The 18,653-nt window shown below is 64.7% G+C and carries 20 protein-coding genes and 1 tRNA gene; 17 read left to right on the plus strand and 4 right to left on the minus strand.

All coding sequences use genetic code 11. From position 1 onward, the window contains the following. Positions 1-677 (minus strand): EAL domain-containing protein (locus tag QZT63_RS12580; RefSeq protein WP_290651682.1); only part of this gene is annotated, 677 nt, incomplete at its 3' end. Positions 678-1,089: 412 nt separating this feature from the next. Here QZT63_RS12580 and QZT63_RS12585 point away from each other — a divergent pair. Beyond that, positions 1,090-1,524, plus strand: a complete 435-nt coding sequence (locus tag QZT63_RS12585; RefSeq protein ID WP_290651683.1) for a hypothetical protein — start codon at positions 1,090-1,092, stop codon at positions 1,522-1,524. 540 nt (positions 1,525-2,064) lie between these two features. Here the strand turns inward: QZT63_RS12585 and QZT63_RS12590 are convergent. Further along, positions 2,065-2,141: transfer RNA gene (locus QZT63_RS12590), tRNA-Arg, on the minus strand. A 165-nt stretch (positions 2,142-2,306) separates the two neighbouring features. Between QZT63_RS12590 and QZT63_RS12595 the strand changes: the two genes are divergently transcribed. The 15 genes from QZT63_RS12595 to urtE all read left to right on the plus strand — a co-directional run bounded on the left by QZT63_RS12595 (position 2,307) and on the right by urtE (position 15,967). After that, entirely contained in the window at positions 2,307-2,831 is a 525-nt protein-coding gene (locus QZT63_RS12595) for a c-type cytochrome (protein ID WP_290651684.1), read from the plus strand. A 318-nt stretch (positions 2,832-3,149) separates the two neighbouring features. After that, positions 3,150-3,845 carry a TorF family putative porin gene (locus QZT63_RS12600; protein ID WP_290651685.1) on the plus strand — a complete coding sequence of 232 codons (696 nt, stop codon included), beginning with the start codon at positions 3,150-3,152 and terminating at the stop codon, positions 3,843-3,845. Positions 3,846-4,177: 332 nt separating this feature from the next. Beyond that, on the plus strand, positions 4,178-4,759 hold the full coding sequence (locus QZT63_RS12605) for a HupE/UreJ family protein (protein ID WP_290651687.1): 582 nt from the start codon (positions 4,178-4,180) through the stop codon (positions 4,757-4,759). Between the two features lie 3 nt (positions 4,760-4,762). Beyond that, on the plus strand, positions 4,763-5,626 hold the full coding sequence (locus QZT63_RS12610; RefSeq protein WP_290651689.1) for an urease accessory protein UreD: 864 nt from the start codon (positions 4,763-4,765) through the stop codon (positions 5,624-5,626). A 23-nt stretch (positions 5,627-5,649) separates the two neighbouring features. Beyond that, positions 5,650-5,952 carry an urease subunit gamma gene (gene ureA, locus QZT63_RS12615; RefSeq protein ID WP_290651691.1) on the plus strand — a complete coding sequence of 101 codons (303 nt, stop codon included), beginning with the start codon at positions 5,650-5,652 and terminating at the stop codon, positions 5,950-5,952. Positions 5,953-5,965: 13 nt separating this feature from the next. Beyond that, positions 5,966-6,286, plus strand: coding sequence for an urease subunit beta (locus tag QZT63_RS12620; protein WP_290651693.1), 321 nt, complete (start codon positions 5,966-5,968; stop codon positions 6,284-6,286). Then, positions 6,283-7,989 (plus strand): urease subunit alpha, encoded by a 1,707-nt coding sequence (gene ureC, locus QZT63_RS12625; RefSeq protein WP_290651695.1) that lies wholly within the window; start codon positions 6,283-6,285, stop codon positions 7,987-7,989. The genes QZT63_RS12620 and ureC overlap by 4 nt, the downstream gene beginning before the upstream one ends. A 10-nt stretch (positions 7,990-7,999) precedes the next feature. Continuing rightward, positions 8,000-8,449: an urease accessory protein UreE gene (gene ureE / locus QZT63_RS12630; RefSeq protein ID WP_290651697.1), complete on the plus strand. Its 450-nt coding sequence runs from the start codon at positions 8,000-8,002 to the stop codon at positions 8,447-8,449. Continuing rightward, entirely contained in the window at positions 8,427-9,119 is a 693-nt protein-coding gene (locus QZT63_RS12635) for an urease accessory protein UreF (RefSeq protein ID WP_290651699.1), read from the plus strand. Before ureE ends, QZT63_RS12635 begins: the two co-directional genes overlap by 23 nt. A 44-nt stretch (positions 9,120-9,163) precedes the next feature. After that, positions 9,164-9,796 (plus strand): urease accessory protein UreG, encoded by a 633-nt coding sequence (gene ureG / locus QZT63_RS12640; RefSeq protein ID WP_290651701.1) that lies wholly within the window; start codon positions 9,164-9,166, stop codon positions 9,794-9,796. A gap of 399 nt (positions 9,797-10,195) precedes the next feature. After that, a complete protein-coding gene (urtA, locus tag QZT63_RS12645) occupies positions 10,196-11,461 on the plus strand; it encodes an urea ABC transporter substrate-binding protein (protein WP_366636958.1) in 1,266 nt (421 codons plus the stop codon). A 102-nt stretch (positions 11,462-11,563) separates the two neighbouring features. Then, positions 11,564-13,303, plus strand: a complete 1,740-nt coding sequence (gene urtB / locus QZT63_RS12650) for an urea ABC transporter permease subunit UrtB (RefSeq protein ID WP_290651703.1) — start codon at positions 11,564-11,566, stop codon at positions 13,301-13,303. Between the two features lie 17 nt (positions 13,304-13,320). Further along, on the plus strand, positions 13,321-14,415 hold the full coding sequence (gene urtC, locus QZT63_RS12655) for an urea ABC transporter permease subunit UrtC (protein WP_290651704.1): 1,095 nt from the start codon (positions 13,321-13,323) through the stop codon (positions 14,413-14,415). Next, a complete protein-coding gene (gene urtD / locus QZT63_RS12660; protein ID WP_290651705.1) occupies positions 14,412-15,263 on the plus strand; it encodes an urea ABC transporter ATP-binding protein UrtD in 852 nt (283 codons plus the stop codon). Before urtC ends, urtD begins: the two co-directional genes overlap by 4 nt. A 14-nt stretch (positions 15,264-15,277) precedes the next feature. Beyond that, positions 15,278-15,967 (plus strand): urea ABC transporter ATP-binding subunit UrtE, encoded by a 690-nt coding sequence (gene urtE / locus QZT63_RS12665; protein WP_290651707.1) that lies wholly within the window; start codon positions 15,278-15,280, stop codon positions 15,965-15,967. Positions 15,968-16,167: 200 nt separating this feature from the next. Here urtE and QZT63_RS12670 read toward each other — a convergent pair whose 3' ends face one another. Both QZT63_RS12670 and QZT63_RS12675 read right to left on the minus strand, forming a co-directional pair. Next, positions 16,168-17,688, minus strand: coding sequence for a YifB family Mg chelatase-like AAA ATPase (locus tag QZT63_RS12670; RefSeq protein ID WP_290651709.1), 1,521 nt, complete (start codon positions 17,686-17,688; stop codon positions 16,168-16,170). A 44-nt stretch (positions 17,689-17,732) separates the two neighbouring features. Then, a complete protein-coding gene (locus tag QZT63_RS12675; protein ID WP_290651711.1) occupies positions 17,733-18,005 on the minus strand; it encodes an accessory factor UbiK family protein in 273 nt (90 codons plus the stop codon). 287 nt (positions 18,006-18,292) lie between these two features. Here QZT63_RS12675 and glnK point away from each other — a divergent pair, with 287 nt between their 5' ends. After that, a complete protein-coding gene (glnK, locus tag QZT63_RS12680) occupies positions 18,293-18,631 on the plus strand; it encodes a P-II family nitrogen regulator (protein ID WP_290651712.1) in 339 nt (112 codons plus the stop codon). The last annotated feature ends 22 nt before the right edge of the window (positions 18,632-18,653 follow it).

An 18,653-nucleotide genomic window follows, 5' to 3' on the forward strand; every position in this document is an offset into this window, starting at 1 on the left:
CGCAGCCCGTAGCAGGCCTCCCAGTCGAGAGCCACCCGGCGCAGGGCGAGCCCCAGGACATGGCTGGCGAGGTGTGGCACGCGCACGTTGGGCAGGATAAGAAAGCGGCTGTTGTTGATCACTCGGGGAAGATGACGCTTGCGGGTGGGTTCGTTCCAGCCGATCCAGAACAATCTGGCTCTGTGCCTGCATACCGGGCACAGTAGCGAGCGATTACGCGTTTGTCCAGCCCAGATGTGGGTAATGGGCAGGCCTAGCCGATGTCCCAGATCAGAGAGCGACCGATCTTCAGCCGGTGCAGGGGCTGTCCTTACCAGGTGCGCTGGGTTGGAATAGCCGCTGCTGAAGTCATCCATGGCCCAGGTCCACGCCCCGATCGGCGAGCTGCTGCAGCACAGGCAACGCCCGGTCAGGAAACTCCATAAGCATGGTGCCGTGAACTCCCCTTCGAAACGGTCAGCGCGCAGGCCGTTGGCTTCCAGCTGCGCACGCAGCCAGGACACCAATTTTGCGTCATGGAGTTCACGGGCGGATAAGTTCACTGCCACGCGAGGCAAGCCAAGCCTGGCGGCGTCCCGTTGCGCCAACTGCCGGCACGCTTCGGCCATGGCCCAGCGATCGATCTGGCCGATGAACCCCGTTTTTTCGGCCAGAGGGATGAAGTCATCCGGCGGCACCGTGCCACGATCCGGCTGCTGCCAGCGAGTATAGGCAGCAAGAACGCGCTGTTCCCGTCTGGTTCGAGGGCCAATGCATGGGAGACGACGGTCCAGTAACCGGTCATTCGGAGGCGTTGTTCCCGGCCGGCGGCCGACGTCGTGGTCTGCGTAGCCACACCTGCAGGCGGGAGCGCGATCATGGACGATTCCGAAAATAACGTTACGATTGTCGCGGCCCTGACGGCCCCTGGCGGCGTTGCGCCTCCTCGCCGTAGTCCCCGCTACCCCTCGTCGGCGCGCCTTGCCAGGAACCGTCAGGATCCACGCCAATTTTCGCAACTTATTTACGGGACAGGACACTAGTGATCCGGGATAATAGGGCGTAACCTATTGTAACGATTCCGAAGCTGATGCCCCGAGGGGTCAACACATGACCGCCGATCACCGCCATCACGTGATTCTGGTTCGCGACTGGGACGTCCAGGTCTCCGGTTCAGGCTGTTGCGGCCGGCTCTCGGGCGGGGACAGCCTGCTCGCTGACCACAAGACCTTTGCGGATGCCCGCTCGGGCATGGAGGCGATGGGCGAGGTGTACCGGGCGCTGTCCAGTGCCTACGGTGAGCGCCTGGACATTACGGTAATCGATCCCCGCAACTTCGTCACGCTGGCCATACTGCTCACCCGGCACGCCTGGCAGCGTGGTGGCTGGCGTCAGGTTCTGCGGGCCTGGCGTAGCGGTATCTCGCACGTCGGCGTGGTCTGCGACGGCGAGGTTCTGTTTGCCAAACGCATCCCGGGAGCTGACGAGGCCGTTCACGCGGTCGGTGGTGTCCTTAGCACCCAGGTTCATCGGCCGCAACTTTAACGCGTGCGAGCGATCGGGCGGCCATCGACTCTCTACAGGCCTTGATCACCACCTCCGTCTCTGGCTACTTGCGGGACGAGTCTGTATAGACAAGAAGACATCGACTCGCCCGGAAGCCTCGTGGGGGTTGCTGAAGGTCTGCTCTCCACCTGCGCCCGGTTTGAGACCCTCAAACAGACCCTCAGGCGTTCACGCAGCAACACATCCGAACTGCTCCTGGTGCTCGAGCGCGCGCGCCTGCTCGGGACCTACGCCACCATCGCTCTCAGGTCGCCCGCGCCCCGGGTTATTGAGAAGTTACGTTCTATTCGACTGCGAGGTCGGCGATTTCTTCGAGCACGTGCGCGGAAGCCTTCATCTGAGTCGGTGGACTCGCAGCCGATGGGAGAGGTTTGTTCGTTTCCGGTAGGGGGTTCCACGCCAGTTGTGACCACTCGGACCGACGCTCACGGAGCCAATAGGCGTGAAGGGGGCATGGTCACAAACTGGTCACAAAAAACCCGGCGTTTGGCCGGGTCTGTCGTAAACCGCTGACTTGTCTGGCGCGCCCGACAGGATTCGAACCTGTGACCTTCGGCTTCGGAGGCCGACGCTCTATCCAGCTGAGCTACGGGCGCTGTAAAACTGGGCTGCGTAGAATAGCCGCTATAGCCGGACTCGTCTATGCTTCCAGTCCGGGGGATGAGGTTTTGCGGGTGGGGGCTTTCGGATATACTTTCTCCTTGCACTCCGTGTATTTCGTGCCCGCTGGGGGCGTCACAACGATGGCATATAGGTGAAGCGTGAGCAGCGAGCAGGACGACAAGGCGTTCATGAAGAGCTTCGGCGGGGTAATGTTACTCCTCACCGTAAGTGCGATAATCATCGCGGCTCTGGCGGTGTTTGCCAGTACTTTCGATCCGTCGCCGCAACAGGCACGCATCGAGCTTGAGCGGCAGCGCGCCGAGCAGCGCCTGTTGCCGGTGGGCGAGGTGCGCGAGAACGGTGATGCCGAACCCTTGGTTGCCGAGGCGGAGGAGGAGCCGGACGAGGCTGATGACGACGTCGTCAAGACGGGTTCGGAAGTCAACCAGTCTGCCTGCGTGGCCTGCCACGGTGCTGGTGTTATGGATGCACCGGTCACCGGAGACGAAGAAGCCTGGGGAGGCCTGTATGAAGAAAAGGGGCTCGAGGAACTGGTCTACAACGCGATCAACGGTATCGGTGCCATGCCAGCTCGAGGCGGTGACTCGAGTCTGAGCGATGAAGAGGTCGAAAACGCCGTCATCTACATCCTCGAGGAGAGTGGTGTAGAGGTCGATGACTGAACCGATCTGTAAGCGGTTGCGTTAGCAAAAGCCGCCCCAAGGGGCGGCTTTTGCTTGCCTGTGGTTGTTCTTCGCCGCTTCGGTGCTCCGTTACGCTCAATTGCCGTGACGCGCTTACAGGCCCGCTTGATCCGGTACCCGCCCTGTTTCGGTGCGCTTGCCCTCGTATCCCCCCACAATGGTGCCGCTAGCCAAAGTCTCCTCGTGGCAGACGCCCGTAACCCATTGATCATCAAGCTCTAAAGCGACATGGCCCCAATTGTGCAGTGAAGCCAGCGGACAGACGCTTCTTCATTCAACCCCACGGAGCATCACCCCATGAACAAGACTTTCAAGCGTGTCGCACTCATGTCTGCTGCTTCCAGCACCCTGGTCGTTGGCAGCCTGGCCTCCGGCACTGTGCTGGCCGAGCACAGTTACAGCGCGAATGTTGGCGTCACAAGCAACTACATCTTCCGCGGGGTCACCGAGTCGGGCGATGACGCGGCCGTATTCGGCGGGCTGGACTACGAGCACATCAGCGGGTTCTATCTCGGTACTTGGGTGTCGAGCCTGGGTGGCGACGAAGAGCTTGGTCACGAGGTCGACGTCTATGGCGGCTTTACGTTCGACGTCGAGGGCTTCGGCGTTGATATAGGGTATACCTACTTCGGTTTCCCGCAGGCGGACTCAGACCTGGACGCCGACTTTGGCGAAATCCATGCTGAAGTCGGCTACGGCCCAGTCTACGCCGGCGTTTTCTACGTTATTCATGCGGACGACAGCGCCTTCGAAGACACGATCTCCTATGAACTGGGTGGAGAGGTTCCCATTGCGGGGAACCTGAGTGCAGGCGCGCAGGTGGGCTTCGTGGACTTCGACGATAGCGCCGAGGAGGATTATCTGTGGTGGTCGCTGTCACTCAATAAGGCCACCGACATGGGCGACTTCAGCTTCGCCTATGTGCAGAACGACCTGAGCGCGCTGAACGACGACGATCCGCGTTTCTATGTCACCTACGAGATCGGATTCTGAGGCGCGGGTCACCAGCGTTCGGGCAGGCCCGGCGGGGCCTGTCTGAACCCGACGGATGGCTGGACCTGGAACGCAGCCTGCTATGCAAGAACAGCGGGCAGCGGCTCAACAAGGTTTGCACCCCAACAGTGCAAATGCCTCGCTCATATGCCCTCTAATGATGCGTTGACGGCGGTTGCGCCAGCGTACCGTCGGCGCAACCGCCTGAAATGACGGTTTTTTCACTTCTGGCACACCTTCTGCACCATTGCTGCGCAATCCGGGGCTGAGCGGGTGCACCCGCAGGTTGCACTGGCTTTCCCCACCCAGTCGGCGTACGTACAGGAGGGTCCATGATGCATCGTCGTTGGATTGTCGTCTTGCTGCTTGTCACGCCCGGCCTGGCCTTGGCCCACCCGGGGTACGGCCACGGCGGGTTTGTCGCCGGCGTCAGCCATCCGTTACTCGGGCTGGATCACTTGCTGGCCATGCTCGGGGTAGGTTTCTGGGCTGCACGCCACGGCTCGCTCCACGGTGCGATCGGTGTGTGTGCGGCCTTCGTCGCGGCAGTGCTGGGTGGTTTCGCCCTTGGGCTCGGGCAGAGTCCGGTACCTGCGGTTGAGTTCGGCATCATGGCCTCTTTGCTGGTCACCGGTGTGCTGGTTTTCGGTGCGCGGCGACTACCGCTGACGGTGATCGCGGGATTGGCGGGGATATTCGCGCTGATCCACGGTCATGCCCACGGCGCGGAGATGGCCGCCGGGCTGTCCGCGGTTGCGTTCATGGGTGGATTTGCCCTGACAACAGGGGTGCTGCTGGCAGCCGGCGCGGGCCTGGCTTACCTGGGGGCACGCGGCTCGGCGTTGCGTCCGGTGGAGCGGGGCACGGGCACTGTGCTGGTTGCCGCTGGCACCTACATGCTGGTTGTCGTTTAGGCCGTGGCGCTGGTTGCCGCGGAGCACGCCACCGCACGGCGGGAGACGCCGCCGGCGGGTTGGCTCGGCTGGCTGCAGCTGGCCTACGCGCGGCGCGGCGGGCGCACGGTACTGCGTCGCCGTCGCCACCAGGGCCCGTTGCTGGTGCAGCGCAGCTTTCATCCTGAGGGCCCCGTCTGCCACAGCTACCTCATCCATCCGCCGGGGGGTGTTGTGGGTGGGGATCGGCTGCGGCTCGACGCGACCATTGGCTCAGGGGCCGAGGCGCTGTTGACCACCCCGGCGGCCGCCAAATTCTACCGCACGGCCGGGCCGAGAGCGCGGCAGGAGCAGGTCTTCGACGTGGCGCGCGATGCGGCGTTGGAGTTCCTGCCCATGGAGACCATCCTGCATGGCAACTCCGATACCATGCTCCACAACCGGTTTCGGCTCGCCGGTAATGCCCGCCTGTGCACCTGGGAAATCCTGTGTCTGGGTCGCCCGGGGAGCGGCGACCATTTCGAGGGTGGGCGCTGTGTGCAGGATCTCGTTGTGGAACGTGACGGCAAGCGGCTGCTGCACGAAAGGCTGAACCTGACCCATGGGGATCCGCTGCTGACCCGGCCGTGGGGGCTGGATGGCTACCCGGCACTCGGCGCCTTGGTGGCGACGCCGGCTCCCGAGGGTTTGGCCGCCGCGCTGCGCGAGGCGCTGGCGGGGATCGACGGCGTGCGCGTGGGCGTCTCCCGTGTCAATGACGTCGTGCTGCTGCGTTGCCTGGCGCCAGGGGCGGAGGCGGCCCGGGCCGTTGTGGGGCAGGCGTGGCAGGCGCTGCGCGAGCCGCTGATGGGCCGCCCGCCGCATCCCCCGCGAATCTGGAAGACTTGAACAAGGCCTTGGAGGAGCAAGGAATGGAACTGACACCAAGAGAAAAAGACAAGCTGCTGATATTCACCGCCGCCCTGCTGGCCGAGCGGCGTCAGGCCAAGGGGCTGAAGCTCAATTATCCCGAGGCCATGGCGATGATCTCCGCCACAATTCTGGAAGGCGCCCGAGAGGGTCAGTCCGTGGCGGAGCTCATGAGCCGTGGTGGTGAGGTGCTGACCCAGGACGACGTCATGGATGGCGTGCCGGAGATGATCCCGGAAGTCCAGGTGGAAGCGACGTTCCCGGATGGCGTCAAGCTCGTCACCGTCCACGAACCGATCAAATGAGGGAGGCGTTGCCATGATTCCTGGAGAGATTCTGCCCGCGGCCGGTGAGATTACGCTGAATGCGGGCCGTGAGACGCACACCGTGTCGGTCACCAACACCGGTGACCGGCCGGTCCAGGTGGGGTCGCACTACCACTTCTTCGAGGTGAACGACGCGCTGTCGTTTCCGCGTGACGAGGCCCGCGGCTTTCGCTTGAACATTCCGGCGGGGACGGCGGTGCGCTTCGAGCCGGGGCAGGCGCGTACGGTCACCCTGGTCCGATACGCCGGTGACGGTATCGTCTACGGCTTCAAGGGTCAGGTGATGGGCCCGCTGACGGAGGGGAAGGTATGAGTACCCGCATTTCACGCACGGCCTATGCGGACATGTTCGGCCCCACCACCGGCGATCGGGTGCGCCTGGGTGACACCGATTTGGTCATTGAAGTCGAGCGGGATCACACCACCTACGGCGAGGAAGTGAAATTCGGCGGGGGTAAGGTGGTGCGCGATGGTATGGGCCAGAGCCAGCGCACGGGTAAGGACGTGGTGGATACCGTGATCACCAATGCGCTGATCCTGGACCACTGGGGCGTGGTCAAGGCGGATATCGGCATCAAGGATGGCCGCATCCAGGCCATCGGCAAGGCGGGCAATCCGGACACCCAGCCGAATGTCGATATCATCATTGGCCCGGGCACCGAGGCGATTGCCGCCGAAGGCAAGCTCGTCACAGCCGGTGGCATCGACGCCCACATCCATTTCGTCTGCCCGCAGCAGATCGAGGAGGCGCTGACCTCCGGCATCACCACCATGCTCGGCGGTGGAACCGGACCGGCGACCGGGACCAACGCCACCACCTGCACGCCGGGCGTCTGGAACATCCACCGCATGCTGCAGGCCTCCGAGGCCTTCCCCATGAACCTCGGCTATCTCGGCAAGGGCAATGCCAGCCTGCCTGAGGCCCTGCGCGAGCAACTTGAGGCCGGCGCCTTGGGTCTCAAGCTCCACGAGGACTGGGGAACGACGCCCGCGGCCATCGACTGCGCCTTGTCCGTAGCAGACGCGTATGACGTCCAAGTGTGCATCCACACGGATACGCTGAACGAGTCCGGCTTTGTCGAGGACACCGTGGCGGCGTTCAAGGACCGCACCATCCACACCTATCACACGGAAGGGGCTGGCGGCGGGCATGCCCCGGACATCATCAAGGTATGCGGCCAGGCAAACGTGCTGCCCTCGAGCACCAATCCGACGCGGCCGTTTACGGTGAACACCATCGACGAGCACCTGGATATGCTCATGGTCTGCCATCACCTGGACCCGCGCATTCCGGAGGACGTGGCTTTTGCCGAGTCGCGCATCCGCCGCGAGACCATCGCCGCCGAGGACATCCTGCACGATCTTGGTGCATTCTCCATCATCGCCTCGGACTCCCAGGCCATGGGTCGGGTGGGGGAGGTGATCATCCGCACCTGGCAGACGGCGCACAAGATGAAGCTCCAGCGCGGGCCGCTGAAGCAGGACACGGGCGACAGTGATAACTACCGCGCCCGGCGCTATATCGCCAAATACACCATCAACCCGGCGTTGGCCCACGGCATCGCCCACGAAGTGGGGTCCGTGGAGCCGGGCAAGCTGGGGGATCTCGTGCTGTGGAGGCCCGCGTTCTTCGGCGTCAAACCCTCGCTCATTATCAAGGGCGGCTTCATTGCGGCCGCGCCGATGGGCGATCCCAACGCATCGATTCCCACTCCGCAGCCGGTGCATTACCGACCGATGTTCGGCAGCTTTGGCCGCGCCATGACGCAGACCTCCGTGAGCTTCGTGTCCCAGGCCGCCTTGGATGCCGGCGTTGGCGCGCAGCTCGGGCTTCAGCGCCGACTGGTCGCTGTGGCAGGCTGCCGCAGCGTCTCCAAGAAGGACATGGTGCTTAATGATTGGCAGCCGACCATGGAGGTGGACCCGGAGACCTACGAGGTCCGCGCCAACGGTGAACTCCTGACCTGCGAGCCGGCGGCGACCCTGCCCATGGCCCAGCGGTATTTCCTGTTCTGAGAGGCTGGCCATGCTGGAACTCAACGAACGCATCCAGGGCGGCGCGGAGGCCATCACCGGCGTGCTGCGGCTGCCCTTCGATACCCGCCAGAAAAGCCGCTTTCGCGCCACGCTTGAGGATGGCACCGAGGTGGGTGTCGTGCTGGAGCGAGGGGGGATCCTGCGCGGCGGCGATCGCCTTCGCGCCGCTGACGGCCGCCTGGTGCAGGTCGAGGCCGCGGACGAGCCCGTGAGCACAGTGCACTGCAAGGATGCCACCGCACTCGCCCGCCTCTGCTACCACCTGGGTAACCGCCACGTGCCGTTGCAGATCGGACAGGGCTTTGCCCGTTACCGCCACGACCACGTGCTCGACGACATGGTTCGGGGCCTGGGGCTCGAGCCGCGCAGCGAATCGGCGCCGTTTGAGCCGGAAGCAGGCGCCTACGGAGGCGGGCATGGCCACGGCCACCACCACTGATGAGGCTCTGGCCCAGCGCCGCCTCTGGCAGCTTCTTAGCCCCACCCTGCCTGTGGGCGCCTACAGTTACTCCGGCGGCCTGGAATACGCCGTCGAGGCGGGCTGGATCCGGGATGCCGAGGCCACCGCCGACTGGCTCGAAGGCCAACTCCGCCATACCCTGGCGCGGGTCGATATTCCGCTGCTGGCTCGATTGTACCAGTGTTGGCGGCGCGGCGACCGCGCCGGAGTTGACCATTACAACCGGTGGCTGCGGGCGAGCCGCGAGACCGCGGAGCTGGTGGCTGAAGACCACCACATGGGCCGCGCGCTGGCGCGCCTGCTCAGCGAACTCGGCATCCCCGAGGCCGCGGACTGCACGGGGCATGCGGACACGAGCTGGGCCGGGCTGTACAGTCTCGCGTTGGTGCGCTGGGGCATCCCCCTGCGGCAAGGCGCCGAGGGGTATCTCTGGGCCTGGTGCGAGAACCAGGTGGCTGCCGCGATCAAGCTGGTCCCCTTGGGCCAGACCGCCGGACAGCAGTTGCTGTTCCGACTCGCCGGGCCGGTGGGCGAAGCGGCTGCCACCGGGCTGAGCCTCGACGAGGAGGCAATCGGGGGGACGGCGCCGGGTGTTGCCATCGCCAGTAGTTTGCATGAGACGCAGTATTCGCGGCTGTTTCGCAGTTAACAGGAATCCAAGTCACCGACGAGCGAGTAGGGGAGGAACCAACCATGTCTGCAACCAGCCAAGCACTGCGTGTCGGCATCGGCGGACCCGTGGGGTCGGGCAAGACAGCGCTGCTGGAAGGCCTGTGCAAGGTCATGCGCGACGCCTACAACATCGCCGTGGTCACCAACGATATCTATACGCGCGAGGATGCGGAGTTCCTGACCCGTCGTGGTGCACTGGCAGCCGAGCGCATCGTCGGCGTCGAGACCGGCGGCTGCCCCCACACCGCCATCCGCGAAGACGCCTCCATGAACCTCTCCGCCGTGGCCGATCTCAACGCCCGCTTCCCGGGTCTCGACGTCGTGTTCGTGGAAAGCGGCGGCGACAATCTCTCCGCCACCTTCAGCCCCGAGCTCTCCGACCTCACCCTCTACGTCATCGACGTCTGCGCCGGCGACAAAATCCCGCGCAAGGGCGGCCCGGGCGTGACCCGTAGCGACCTGCTGGTCATCAACAAGACCGATCTCGCCGAGGGCGTGGGCGCCTCCCTGGAGGTCATGGAGCGCGACAGTCGCCGCATGCGCGGCGACAAGCCCTTTGTCTTCACCAACCTGAAGGCCGGTGACGGGCTGGCTGAGGTTGTGGCCTTCATCGTCCGCGAAGGCATGCTCACGGCGCGCCCCGACTCGGCCTGATCGAAGCCCCTGGCACCAACTTGCTGACACCCCGCCCGATCTGACCTCCGGCGGCGCACCCGCCTGCCTATGCACCATCCTGGCGCCTTTCGCAGGACGCACAGCGGCGGTGCAAGTGCTCGATATTTGTGCGTGCGGGCGCTCCAAAATGGTGCGCCATCTGACCATAAAATCTGTAACGCTTTGTTTTTTCACGTCAATAAACTCTGGCATGGGGTTTGCTCTTCTCCCTGATAGTACCCGGCCACAGGCATCGGTACCACGCAGTTACTGCCCCGGGCCGGTGCACGCCGCGCCCGCTCAACAGCACGATCACGGAGGCAACCAATGCATTCCAAGACAACAAGGCATGCGCTGATGTCCGCGCCCGCGTTCTACCGAGCCGCCGCGGGGGGTGCCATGGCGCTAGGCCTGGCGGCCACCAGCACGGCGCAGGCGAACGACCCAATCAAGGTCGGCATTCTCCACTCCCTGTCCGGCACCATGGCGATCAGTGAAACGTCTCTGCGCGACGTGGCGCTGATGACCATCGAACACATCAACGAGCAAGGCGGCCTGCTCGGGCGCGAGCTCGAGCCGGTGGTGATGGACCCGGGCTCGGATTGGCCCACCTACGCCGAGCAGGCCCGCGAGATGCTCGAGCGGGAACGGGTGGACATTATCTTCGGCTCCTGGACGTCCGTCTCCCGCGAGGCGGTACTGCCAGTGCTCGAGGAGTTGAACGGACTGATGTTCTATCCCGTGCAGTACGAGGGTGAGGAATCGTCGCGCAACATCTTCTACACCGGCGCCGCGCCGAATCAGCAGACCATCCCAGCCGTTGAATACCTGATGAGTGACGTCGGTGGAGGCGCTGAGCGCTTCTATCTGGTGGGCACAGACTACGTGTTCCCGCGTACCACCAATCGCATTGTGCGCGCCTTTCTGAACGACCAGGGCATCCCGGATGAGGATATCGAAGAGGTCTACACGCCCTTCGGCCACGGCGATTTCCAGACCATTGTCGATGACATCGGCAGTTTCGCCCAGGGAGGCCCCACCGCGGTGATCAACACCGTCAACGGTGACGCCAATGTGGCGTTCTACCAGGAGCTCGCCAACCAAGGCATCGACCCCATCGATGTGCCAGTGATGGCGACCTCCGTGGGTGAGGAAGAATTGCGCGGCATGGATACCGGCCCGCTGACCGGCCACTTGGCGGCCTGGAACTACTTCATGTCCATCAATACGCCGGAGAACGACAAGTTCACCGAGCGCTGGATGGACTACGTGGAGGACAAGGGCCTCTCCGGCGGCTCCGACCGCGTCACCAATGATCCCATGGAGGCCACGCACATGGGGATTCGCATCTGGGCCCAGGCCGTCAAGCAGGCCGGTACGACGGATGTGGACGCCGTGCGTCAGGCCGTCTACGGCCAGTGCGTGGACTCCCCATCGGGTTTCGAAGTGTGCATGGACGAGGAGAACCACCACCTGCACAAGCCGGTGATCATCGGCGAGATTCAGCCCGACGGCCAGTTCGCCCCGGTCTGGGAGACCGATGACGTGGTTCGCGCCGAACCCTGGAGCCAGTACCTCGAAGGCAGCAAGAACAAGGTTGCCAACTGGCGCTACCCCTACGTCTGTGGGGATTGCGAGGAGCCGAATCACGACCTCGGCTTCTGAGCCCGCCCGGCGCTCACTGGCGGGCGGGCCGGTAGGGCCGCCCGCCTCCGGATTGACCACCCTGTGTCGCTGCTCCTGCGTGCGACCCGAGGAGATGTTGTCATGTGGAATGGGACGCGGCTTCGCACCTGGACGCTCCCCTGTGCGCTACTGGTTCTGCTGTGTGGGGCCGATGCGGCCGCCGACACGGCGGTGGAGCAGGCGGAAGAGCGCGCCGAGGCGCTCGGCGGGGACCCGGAAGGCGCCATAGAAGAGGAGCTGGCAGTCGTCGAGGAGCGGGATCTCGCCAGCGACACCGTGGAGATCCTCAATCGGCTGGCCACGGATGACCTCGGTACCATCCAGGACGCCATCGGCGAGATCGCCGTCTTGCGGGATGCCGATGCCTTGCCGACGCTACTGGCGCTGCAGGACCGCCGCCTCTACTACACCGAGGGCGGTACGCTGATCATTGAAGATGCCCGGGACCGCAGCCTGCGTGAGGCGGCCACCGGCGAAGTGCGTGAAGACCTGAAGACCGCCGAGCTGTCTCAGCCGCGGCTCACCAACCCCATCCGCCGGCTGCTGCGCCCGACCATCGGCGCCTTGCAGATCTTCTCGGATGACCAGGTGGCACGCCGGGCCGCGGCGAATGAGCTCGCCCAGCGCCCTCAGCCGGAAATGCGCGAGGCCATTGTCGAAGCCCTGGAGGGCGAGACCAACGCCGAGATTGAGCGCCTGCTGAATATCGCATTGGCCCAGCTCGACCTGGACAGCGACGATGACGCCCGCCGGCTTGAGGCGGTGAAGACCGTCGCAACAGTCCGTGCCGGTCGCTTGCGTTCCGACCTGGCCGCGCTGACCCGACGGGACGCCGACGGTGAGTATATCGAGCCGGTGGCGGAGATCCGCGCAGCGGCCGCCGAGGGCGTTCGCGCCATCGACAACCGCCGGCGCCTGGCCCGTATCGCCTCGGATTTCGTCTTCGGCATGTCCATGGGCAGTGTGCTGCTGCTTGCGGCCATGGGGCTTGCCATCATCTTCGGGCTCATGGGTGTGATCAACATGGCCCACGGCGAGCTGCTCATGGTGGGCGCCTACACCACCTTCATGACCCAGGCGCTATTCGCGCTGTGGCTCCCCCAGCATTTCAACTACTACCTCGTCGCCGCCGTACCGTTGGCTTTTCTGGTCACCGGCGCCGTGGGCATCGCCATGGAGCGGGGTGTCATCCGCTTCCTCTACGACAGGCCGCTGGAGACGCTGCTGGCCACCTGGGGGATCAGCCTGATTCTGATCCAGTCCGTGCGCTGGCTCTTCGGTGCGCAGAACGTCGGTGTTGCGAGCCCCACCTGGTTCTCCGGCAGCGTGCAGATCATGCAGGGCGTGACGCTCTCCACGAGCCGGGTCGGGGTGATTGCCTTCGCCATCTTCGTGGTGGCACTGGTGTGGATTCTCATGAACCGCACACGCCTGGGGCTCGAGGTGCGCGCCGTCATGCAAAACCGCGACATGGCTGCCGCCCTGGGCGTCCCGGCCCGGCGCGTGGACATGTGGACGTTCGGCGTCGGCGCCGGTGTGGCCGGGCTTGGCGGTGTGGCGCTCTCGCAGATCGTCAACGTCGGCCCGGAGATGGGGCAGAACTACATCGTGGACTCGTTCATGGTGGTGGTGCTCGGCGGCGTCGGTAATCTCCTCGGCCCGGTCTTCAGTGCGCTTGGCATCGGCGTGACCACCAAGTTCCTGGAGCCCGCGACCGGAGCGGTGCTCGCAACGATCCTGGTGTTCGCGGCCATCATTTTGTTCATCCAGTGGCGTCCCCAGGGCATTTTTGCGCCCAAGGGCCGCTCCGCAGACGATTAGGCCCGAGGAGTCCACCTATGCAACCGCAGTTTGCGCTCTCCCGCGTCGGCCGCCTGCACAGCAAGACGGCCTGGACCATCCTCGCCGTGCTGTCGGTGCTGGCCCTGGTGGTTGTCCCCGTACTGTACTGGGTCGTGCCGCCGGATTCGCCGTTTCACATGCCCGGCTGGATGGTCACCCTGGCAGGCCGTTTTCTCTGCCTGGCCCTGGTGGCCCTGGCGCTGGACCTGATCTGGGGCTACACGGGGATTCTGTCCCTGGGCCACGGGGTGTTCTTCGCCATGGGGGGTTACGTCATGGGCGCGCACCTCACCCGCATCGCTTACGCAGACGGCGGCCTGCCGAACTTCCTGCAGTGGCTGGATTACAGCGACTGGCCATGGTACTGGGCGGGGTTCGATTCGTTCCTGTTTACCCTGGTGATGATTGGCCTGGTTCCGGGGGTGCTGGCGTTCATCTTCGGCTTCCTCGCTTTCCGCTCCCGGGTGCGTGGCGTGTATTTCGCCATCATTACCCAGGCGCTCACCTTTGGCGGCATGCACCTGTTCTTCCGCACGGAGACGGGTTTCGGCGGCGACACCGGGTTGACCGACTTCGACAGCCTGCTCGGGTTCGAGCTGGGAACGCCGGGGTTCCGGCTTGGGCTCTTTCTGGCGAGCGCGGTGGTGCTGATTCTGGCCTATTTGTTGTGCCGCTGGATCGTCACCTCCAAGCTTGGCCGCGTGCTCACCGCCATTCGTGATGCCGAGTCACGGCTGCGCTTCACCGGCTACGATCCGCTGCGCTACAAGCTGTTCGTCTGGGTGGTCTCCGCGGTGTTGTGCGGGATTGCCGGGGCGCTGTATGTGCCGCAGACGGGCGTGATCAACCCCTCGGAGATGGCACCGCCGGCTTCCATCGAGATGGCCATCTGGGTGGCCCTGGGCGGGCGTGGCACCTTGGTGGGGGCGATCATGGGGGCGGGTATCGTCAATGTGGTCAAGACCTGGGCCACCAGCGCTTATCCGGATCTGTGGCTGTTTATTCTCGGTGGCATCTTCATCGGCGTGACGCTGTTCCTGCCCAAGGGCGTCGCCGGCCTCATGCGCCGGCGCAAGGGGGGTGAGGCATGAACACGCTGACGAAATCCCTGGACGACTTCCGCGAGTTGATGCGCCGCGATCAGGTGTTCGACATCGTCAACCGCCCGGCCGACACCACCACGGTGGATACCACCCACGGCATCGTCCTGTATCTCGAGGGCATCACGAAGTCTTTCGACGGCTTCAAGGCCTTGGACGATCTCACGCTTTATATCCACGACGGCGAACTGCGCTGCATTATCGGCCCCAACGGCGCGGGCAAGACCACGCTGATGGACGTGATCACGGGCAAGACCCGACCCGACACGGGCTCCGCCTGGTTCGGCAGCCGCATTGATTTGCTGCGGTTGAAAGAGCATGAGGTGGCGCAGCGGGGTATCGGCCGCAAGTTCCAGAAACCCACGGTGTATGAGAACCACACCGTGTTCGAGAACCTGGAGCTGGCGATGCATACCGACCGGGGATTGCTCAAGAGCATCGGCTGGCGGTTGACCGGCGAGCAGCTCGATCGCGTCCACGAGGTACTGGAGCTGATCGGCCTCACCAGCCGGCGCGACACGCAGGCCGGCCTGCTCTCGCACGGTCAGAAACAGTGGCTGGAAATCGGTTCTCTGCTCATGCAGAACCCGCGCCTGTTGCTGGTCGACGAGCCTGTGGCCGGCCTGTCCGGCCAGGAGACGGAGGCAACCGCGGAACTGCTCACCGGCCTCGCCGGCAAGCACTCAGTGGTGGTGGTGGAGCACGACATGGATTTCGTGCGCTCCATCGCCCGTGAGGTGACCGTGCTCCACCAAGGCAGCGTCCTCGCCGAGGGCACCATGGACAAGGTCCAGAATGACCCGAAGGTGCGCGAGGTGTACCTGGGCGAAGAGGAATAAACAGGAGAGCAACAGTGCTCCGCATTGAAGGCCTGAATCAGTATTACGGCGGCAGTCATATCCTGCGTGACGTCGAGTTGGACGTCCAGGAGGGGCGCTCCAACTGCCTTATGGGCCGCAACGGCATGGGCAAGACGACGCTGCTCAAGTGCGTCATGGGCCTGGTTCCCATCGCCCAGGGACGGATCTGGTTCCATGGCGAGGACATCAGCGCGAAACGTGCGTATGAACGCGCGCGGCTCGGGCTGGGTTACGTGCCCCAGGGCCGCGAGATTTTTCCGCACCTGAGCGTGGAGGAAAACCTGCGGGTGCCCCTGGCGAGTAAACGGGCAAAGAACATCCCCGCGCAGGTCTACGAGCTCTTCCCGGTCCTCAAGGACATGGGTCGGCGCCGTGGCGGCGACCTCTCCGGCGGCCAGCAACAGCAGCTGGCGATCGGTCGGGCGTTGGTGCTGCAGCCGGAGATCCTGCTGCTGGACGAGCCCATCGAGGGGATTCAGCCCAATATCGTCAAGGAAATCAGCGACGTCATCCGGCTGCTGAACCGGGAGCAGGGCCTTACGATCCTGCTTGTGGAGCAGAAGCTGCCCTTCGCACGTTCCACAGCGGATCGGTTCGACATCATGAACAATGGCAGCGTGGTGGCGTCCGGCGAGATGAATGCGCTCAGCGACGCGCTGATCCTGGAGCATTTAACCGTCTAGTGTCCTGTCCCGCAAATAACGTTACGATTGTCGCGGCCCTGACGGCCCCTGGCGGCGTTGCGCCTCCTCGCCGTAGTCCCCGCTACGTCTCGTCGGCGCGCCTTGCCAGGAACCGTCAGGATCCACGCCAATTTTCGCAACTTATTTACGGGACAGGACACTAGCGACGCGCCTTCGGCGCACACCGATCCCCCGGGGGCCTACACCCGTATCGCCCCGGTATCCTCCTGCGCACTCAAGCGCCGATACCCTAAAGCCTCTGCGAGGTGCTGTACGCTCACGCGTTCGGCTCCGGCGAGATCCGCGATGGTGCGGCCGACGCGCAACAGGCGGTGATAGGCCCGGGCGGACAGGCCGAGGCGTTCCATAGCCTCGGTGAGAAACTGCCCCTCTGCCCGACCCAGTGCGCACGCGGCCTCGACGGCGTCCGGTCCCAGGGCGGCGCTGGCGGCGCCGCTCAAGGCGAGGCGTCGTTCCCGGGCGATACACACCCGCTCGCGGACCTTTGTCGATGCCTCACCTGGCTTGGCCTGCTGCAGCTCCTCCGGGCGCAGCCGCGGCACGATCACCTGCATGTCGATACGGTCGAGCAGCGGGCCGGAGACACGGCCCCGATAGCGCGCGACCTGATCCGGCGTGCAGCGGCAAGCGTGAACCGGATCGCCGAGATAGCCGCAGGGGCATGGGTTCATGGCCGTGACGAGCTGGAATCGGGCGGGGTACTCCACCTGCGCCGCCGCGCGCGCGATGCTCACCCGGCCGTTTTCCAGCGGCTCGCGCAGGACCTCCAGGGCCTGGCGGCCGAACTCCGGGAGTTCGTCCAAAAACAGCACACCGTTGTGGGCGAGGGAGATCTCCCCGGGGCGCGGGCGGGAGCCGCCGCCGGTGAGCGCCGCATGGGACGCGGAATGGTGGGGTGCCCGGAATGGCCGGTGTCCCCAGTGTGCCGGCGAAAAACCGTGGCGGCTCAGGGACAGCACGGCTGCCGTCTCCAGGCACTCGCTCTCGCTCATGGGCGGGAGAATCCCCGGCAGGCGTGCCGCGAGCATGCTCTTGCCGGTGCCGGGGGGGCCGCTCAACAGCAGTGAGTGGCCCCCGGCGGCCGCGATTTCCAGCGCGCGACGGGCACCGGTTTGACCGCGGACGTCCGCAAGGTCAGGGGGTGGCTCCGCGGGCTTGGGTGGCTCGGCCCGGGCCGGTTCCAGAGGCACCGTGCCGGTGAGATGGCCCGTAACATCGAGCAGGTGACCGGCGCCGAAGCTTGCCTCCGGGTGCACGAGGGCGGACTCCGGGCCGTTGGCGGCGGGCACTGCCAGCGATCGGCCAGCGCGTCGCGCCTGGACGGCCACCGGCAGGCAGCCGCGAATGGGGCGCAGCGAGCCGGTCAGTGCCAACTCGCCGGCGAATTCCCAAGCCGTCAGCGCTTCCCGCGGTACCTGACCTGATGCGGCCAGGATGCCGATGGCAATGGGCAGGTCGAAGCGCCCGCCTTCCTTGGGGAGATCCGCCGGGGCGAGATTAATCGTGATGCGGCGCGTGGGGAATTCGAAGCCGCTGTTGAGTATGGCGCTACGGACGCGGTCGCGGCTTTCTCTTACGGCCGTCTCTGGCAAGCCGACGATGGCAATGGAGGGCAGGCCGTTGGCGAGGTGGACTTCGATATCGACAACGGGCGCATCCACGCCGAGACCGGCCCGGCCATAAACCACTGCTAGTGCCATGATTTCCATCCCTGGACCGGCCGTCCGTACCCGCGGCCTGGGTTTCAGCTGTCCTGGCTGTCGTCACTCCCAGTCGTTGATCGCCCCTCGAGCGCGGCGACCCGTTCTTCCAGGGCCTCAAGCTGCGTGCGGGTGCGCGCGAGCACCTTGGACTGCGCGTCGAACTCCTCGCGCGTGACCAGGTCCAGGCGGTTGAATGTGCTCTGCATCGTCGTGCGGAAGTTGCGCTCCATTTCCTGCTGGAATTCCCGCAGACCCGGGGGAAGGTTGGCTGCGAACTTGCGCGCCATGTCATCGAGTGATTTCGGATCCAGCATATCGTGCACTCCTGATCGTCATTGTCTGCCCGTTGCACCGAATGTGTGCATTATGCACGCATTCGGTGCGTATGGTTTGTGCGCTGCCGCGAAACGCTGCACCCACGATTCAATAACAACATGAATTATCGATGAAAACAACAACTGGCACAGGAAATGCTGAAGAGGGTGCGAGTCCAGCCTGTACCGTGACTGACAGCTTACGGTGTCGGGCTGGTCACCCGCAACGCGGGGGAACCCGTATCAGGGCCCGTCGATCCGGGCCGGTCTTCAGGGAGTAGCCGGGAATGAAACTCGTCACCGCAATCATCAAGCCGTTCAAGCTCGACGACGTGCGCGAAGCACTCTCCGAGATCGGCGTGCAGGGTATTACTGTCACCGAAGTCAAGGGCTTCGGCCGTCAGAAAGGCCACACGGAACTCTACCGCGGCGCGGAGTATGTGGTGGATTTTCTTCCAAAGGTGAAGATCGAGGTGGGGATTCAGGAGGACCTCACTGAGCGCACCATCGAGGCCATTTCCAAAGCGGCCAACACCGGGAAGATCGGCGACGGCAAGATCTTCGTCTTCGACCTCGAGCGGGCAATCCGCATCCGCACCGGGGAAACCGACCAGGACGCGCTCTGATCACCGGGTTCGTTGCCACAGA

The sequence above is a fragment of the Aquisalimonas sp. genome, assembly GCF_007120195.1.
GTDB lineage: Bacteria > Pseudomonadota > Gammaproteobacteria > Nitrococcales > Aquisalimonadaceae > Aquisalimonas.

What these genes read in the sequence shown, in the direction of transcription:
- urtA (WP_366636958.1), top strand. Translation starts at nt 10,196, where the DNA reads ATGGCGCTAGGCCTGGCGGCCACCAGCACGGCGCAGGCGAACGACCCA.
- ureE (WP_290651697.1), top strand. Translation starts at nt 8,000, where the DNA reads ATGCTGGAACTCAACGAACGCATCCAGGGCGGCGCGGAGGCCATCACC.
- QZT63_RS12585 (WP_290651683.1), top strand. Translation starts at nt 1,090, where the DNA reads ATGACCGCCGATCACCGCCATCACGTGATTCTGGTTCGCGACTGGGAC.
- glnK (WP_290651712.1), top strand. Translation starts at nt 18,293, where the DNA reads ATGAAACTCGTCACCGCAATCATCAAGCCGTTCAAGCTCGACGACGTG.
- ureG (WP_290651701.1), top strand. Translation starts at nt 9,164, where the DNA reads ATGTCTGCAACCAGCCAAGCACTGCGTGTCGGCATCGGCGGACCCGTG.
- QZT63_RS12620 (WP_290651693.1), top strand. Translation starts at nt 5,966, where the DNA reads ATGATTCCTGGAGAGATTCTGCCCGCGGCCGGTGAGATTACGCTGAAT.
- urtB (WP_290651703.1), top strand. Translation starts at nt 11,564, where the DNA reads ATGTGGAATGGGACGCGGCTTCGCACCTGGACGCTCCCCTGTGCGCTA.
- urtD (WP_290651705.1), top strand. Translation starts at nt 14,412, where the DNA reads ATGAACACGCTGACGAAATCCCTGGACGACTTCCGCGAGTTGATGCGC.
- QZT63_RS12635 (WP_290651699.1), top strand. Translation starts at nt 8,427, where the DNA reads ATGGCCACGGCCACCACCACTGATGAGGCTCTGGCCCAGCGCCGCCTC.
- ureC (WP_290651695.1), top strand. Translation starts at nt 6,283, where the DNA reads ATGAGTACCCGCATTTCACGCACGGCCTATGCGGACATGTTCGGCCCC.
- QZT63_RS12600 (WP_290651685.1), top strand. Translation starts at nt 3,150, where the DNA reads ATGAACAAGACTTTCAAGCGTGTCGCACTCATGTCTGCTGCTTCCAGC.
- urtC (WP_290651704.1), top strand. Translation starts at nt 13,321, where the DNA reads ATGCAACCGCAGTTTGCGCTCTCCCGCGTCGGCCGCCTGCACAGCAAG.
- ureA (WP_290651691.1), top strand. Translation starts at nt 5,650, where the DNA reads ATGGAACTGACACCAAGAGAAAAAGACAAGCTGCTGATATTCACCGCC.
- QZT63_RS12675 (WP_290651711.1), bottom strand. Translation starts at nt 18,005, where the DNA reads ATGCTGGATCCGAAATCACTCGATGACATGGCGCGCAAGTTCGCAGCC.
- QZT63_RS12670 (WP_290651709.1), bottom strand. Translation starts at nt 17,688, where the DNA reads ATGGCACTAGCAGTGGTTTATGGCCGGGCCGGTCTCGGCGTGGATGCG.
- QZT63_RS12605 (WP_290651687.1), top strand. Translation starts at nt 4,178, where the DNA reads ATGATGCATCGTCGTTGGATTGTCGTCTTGCTGCTTGTCACGCCCGGC.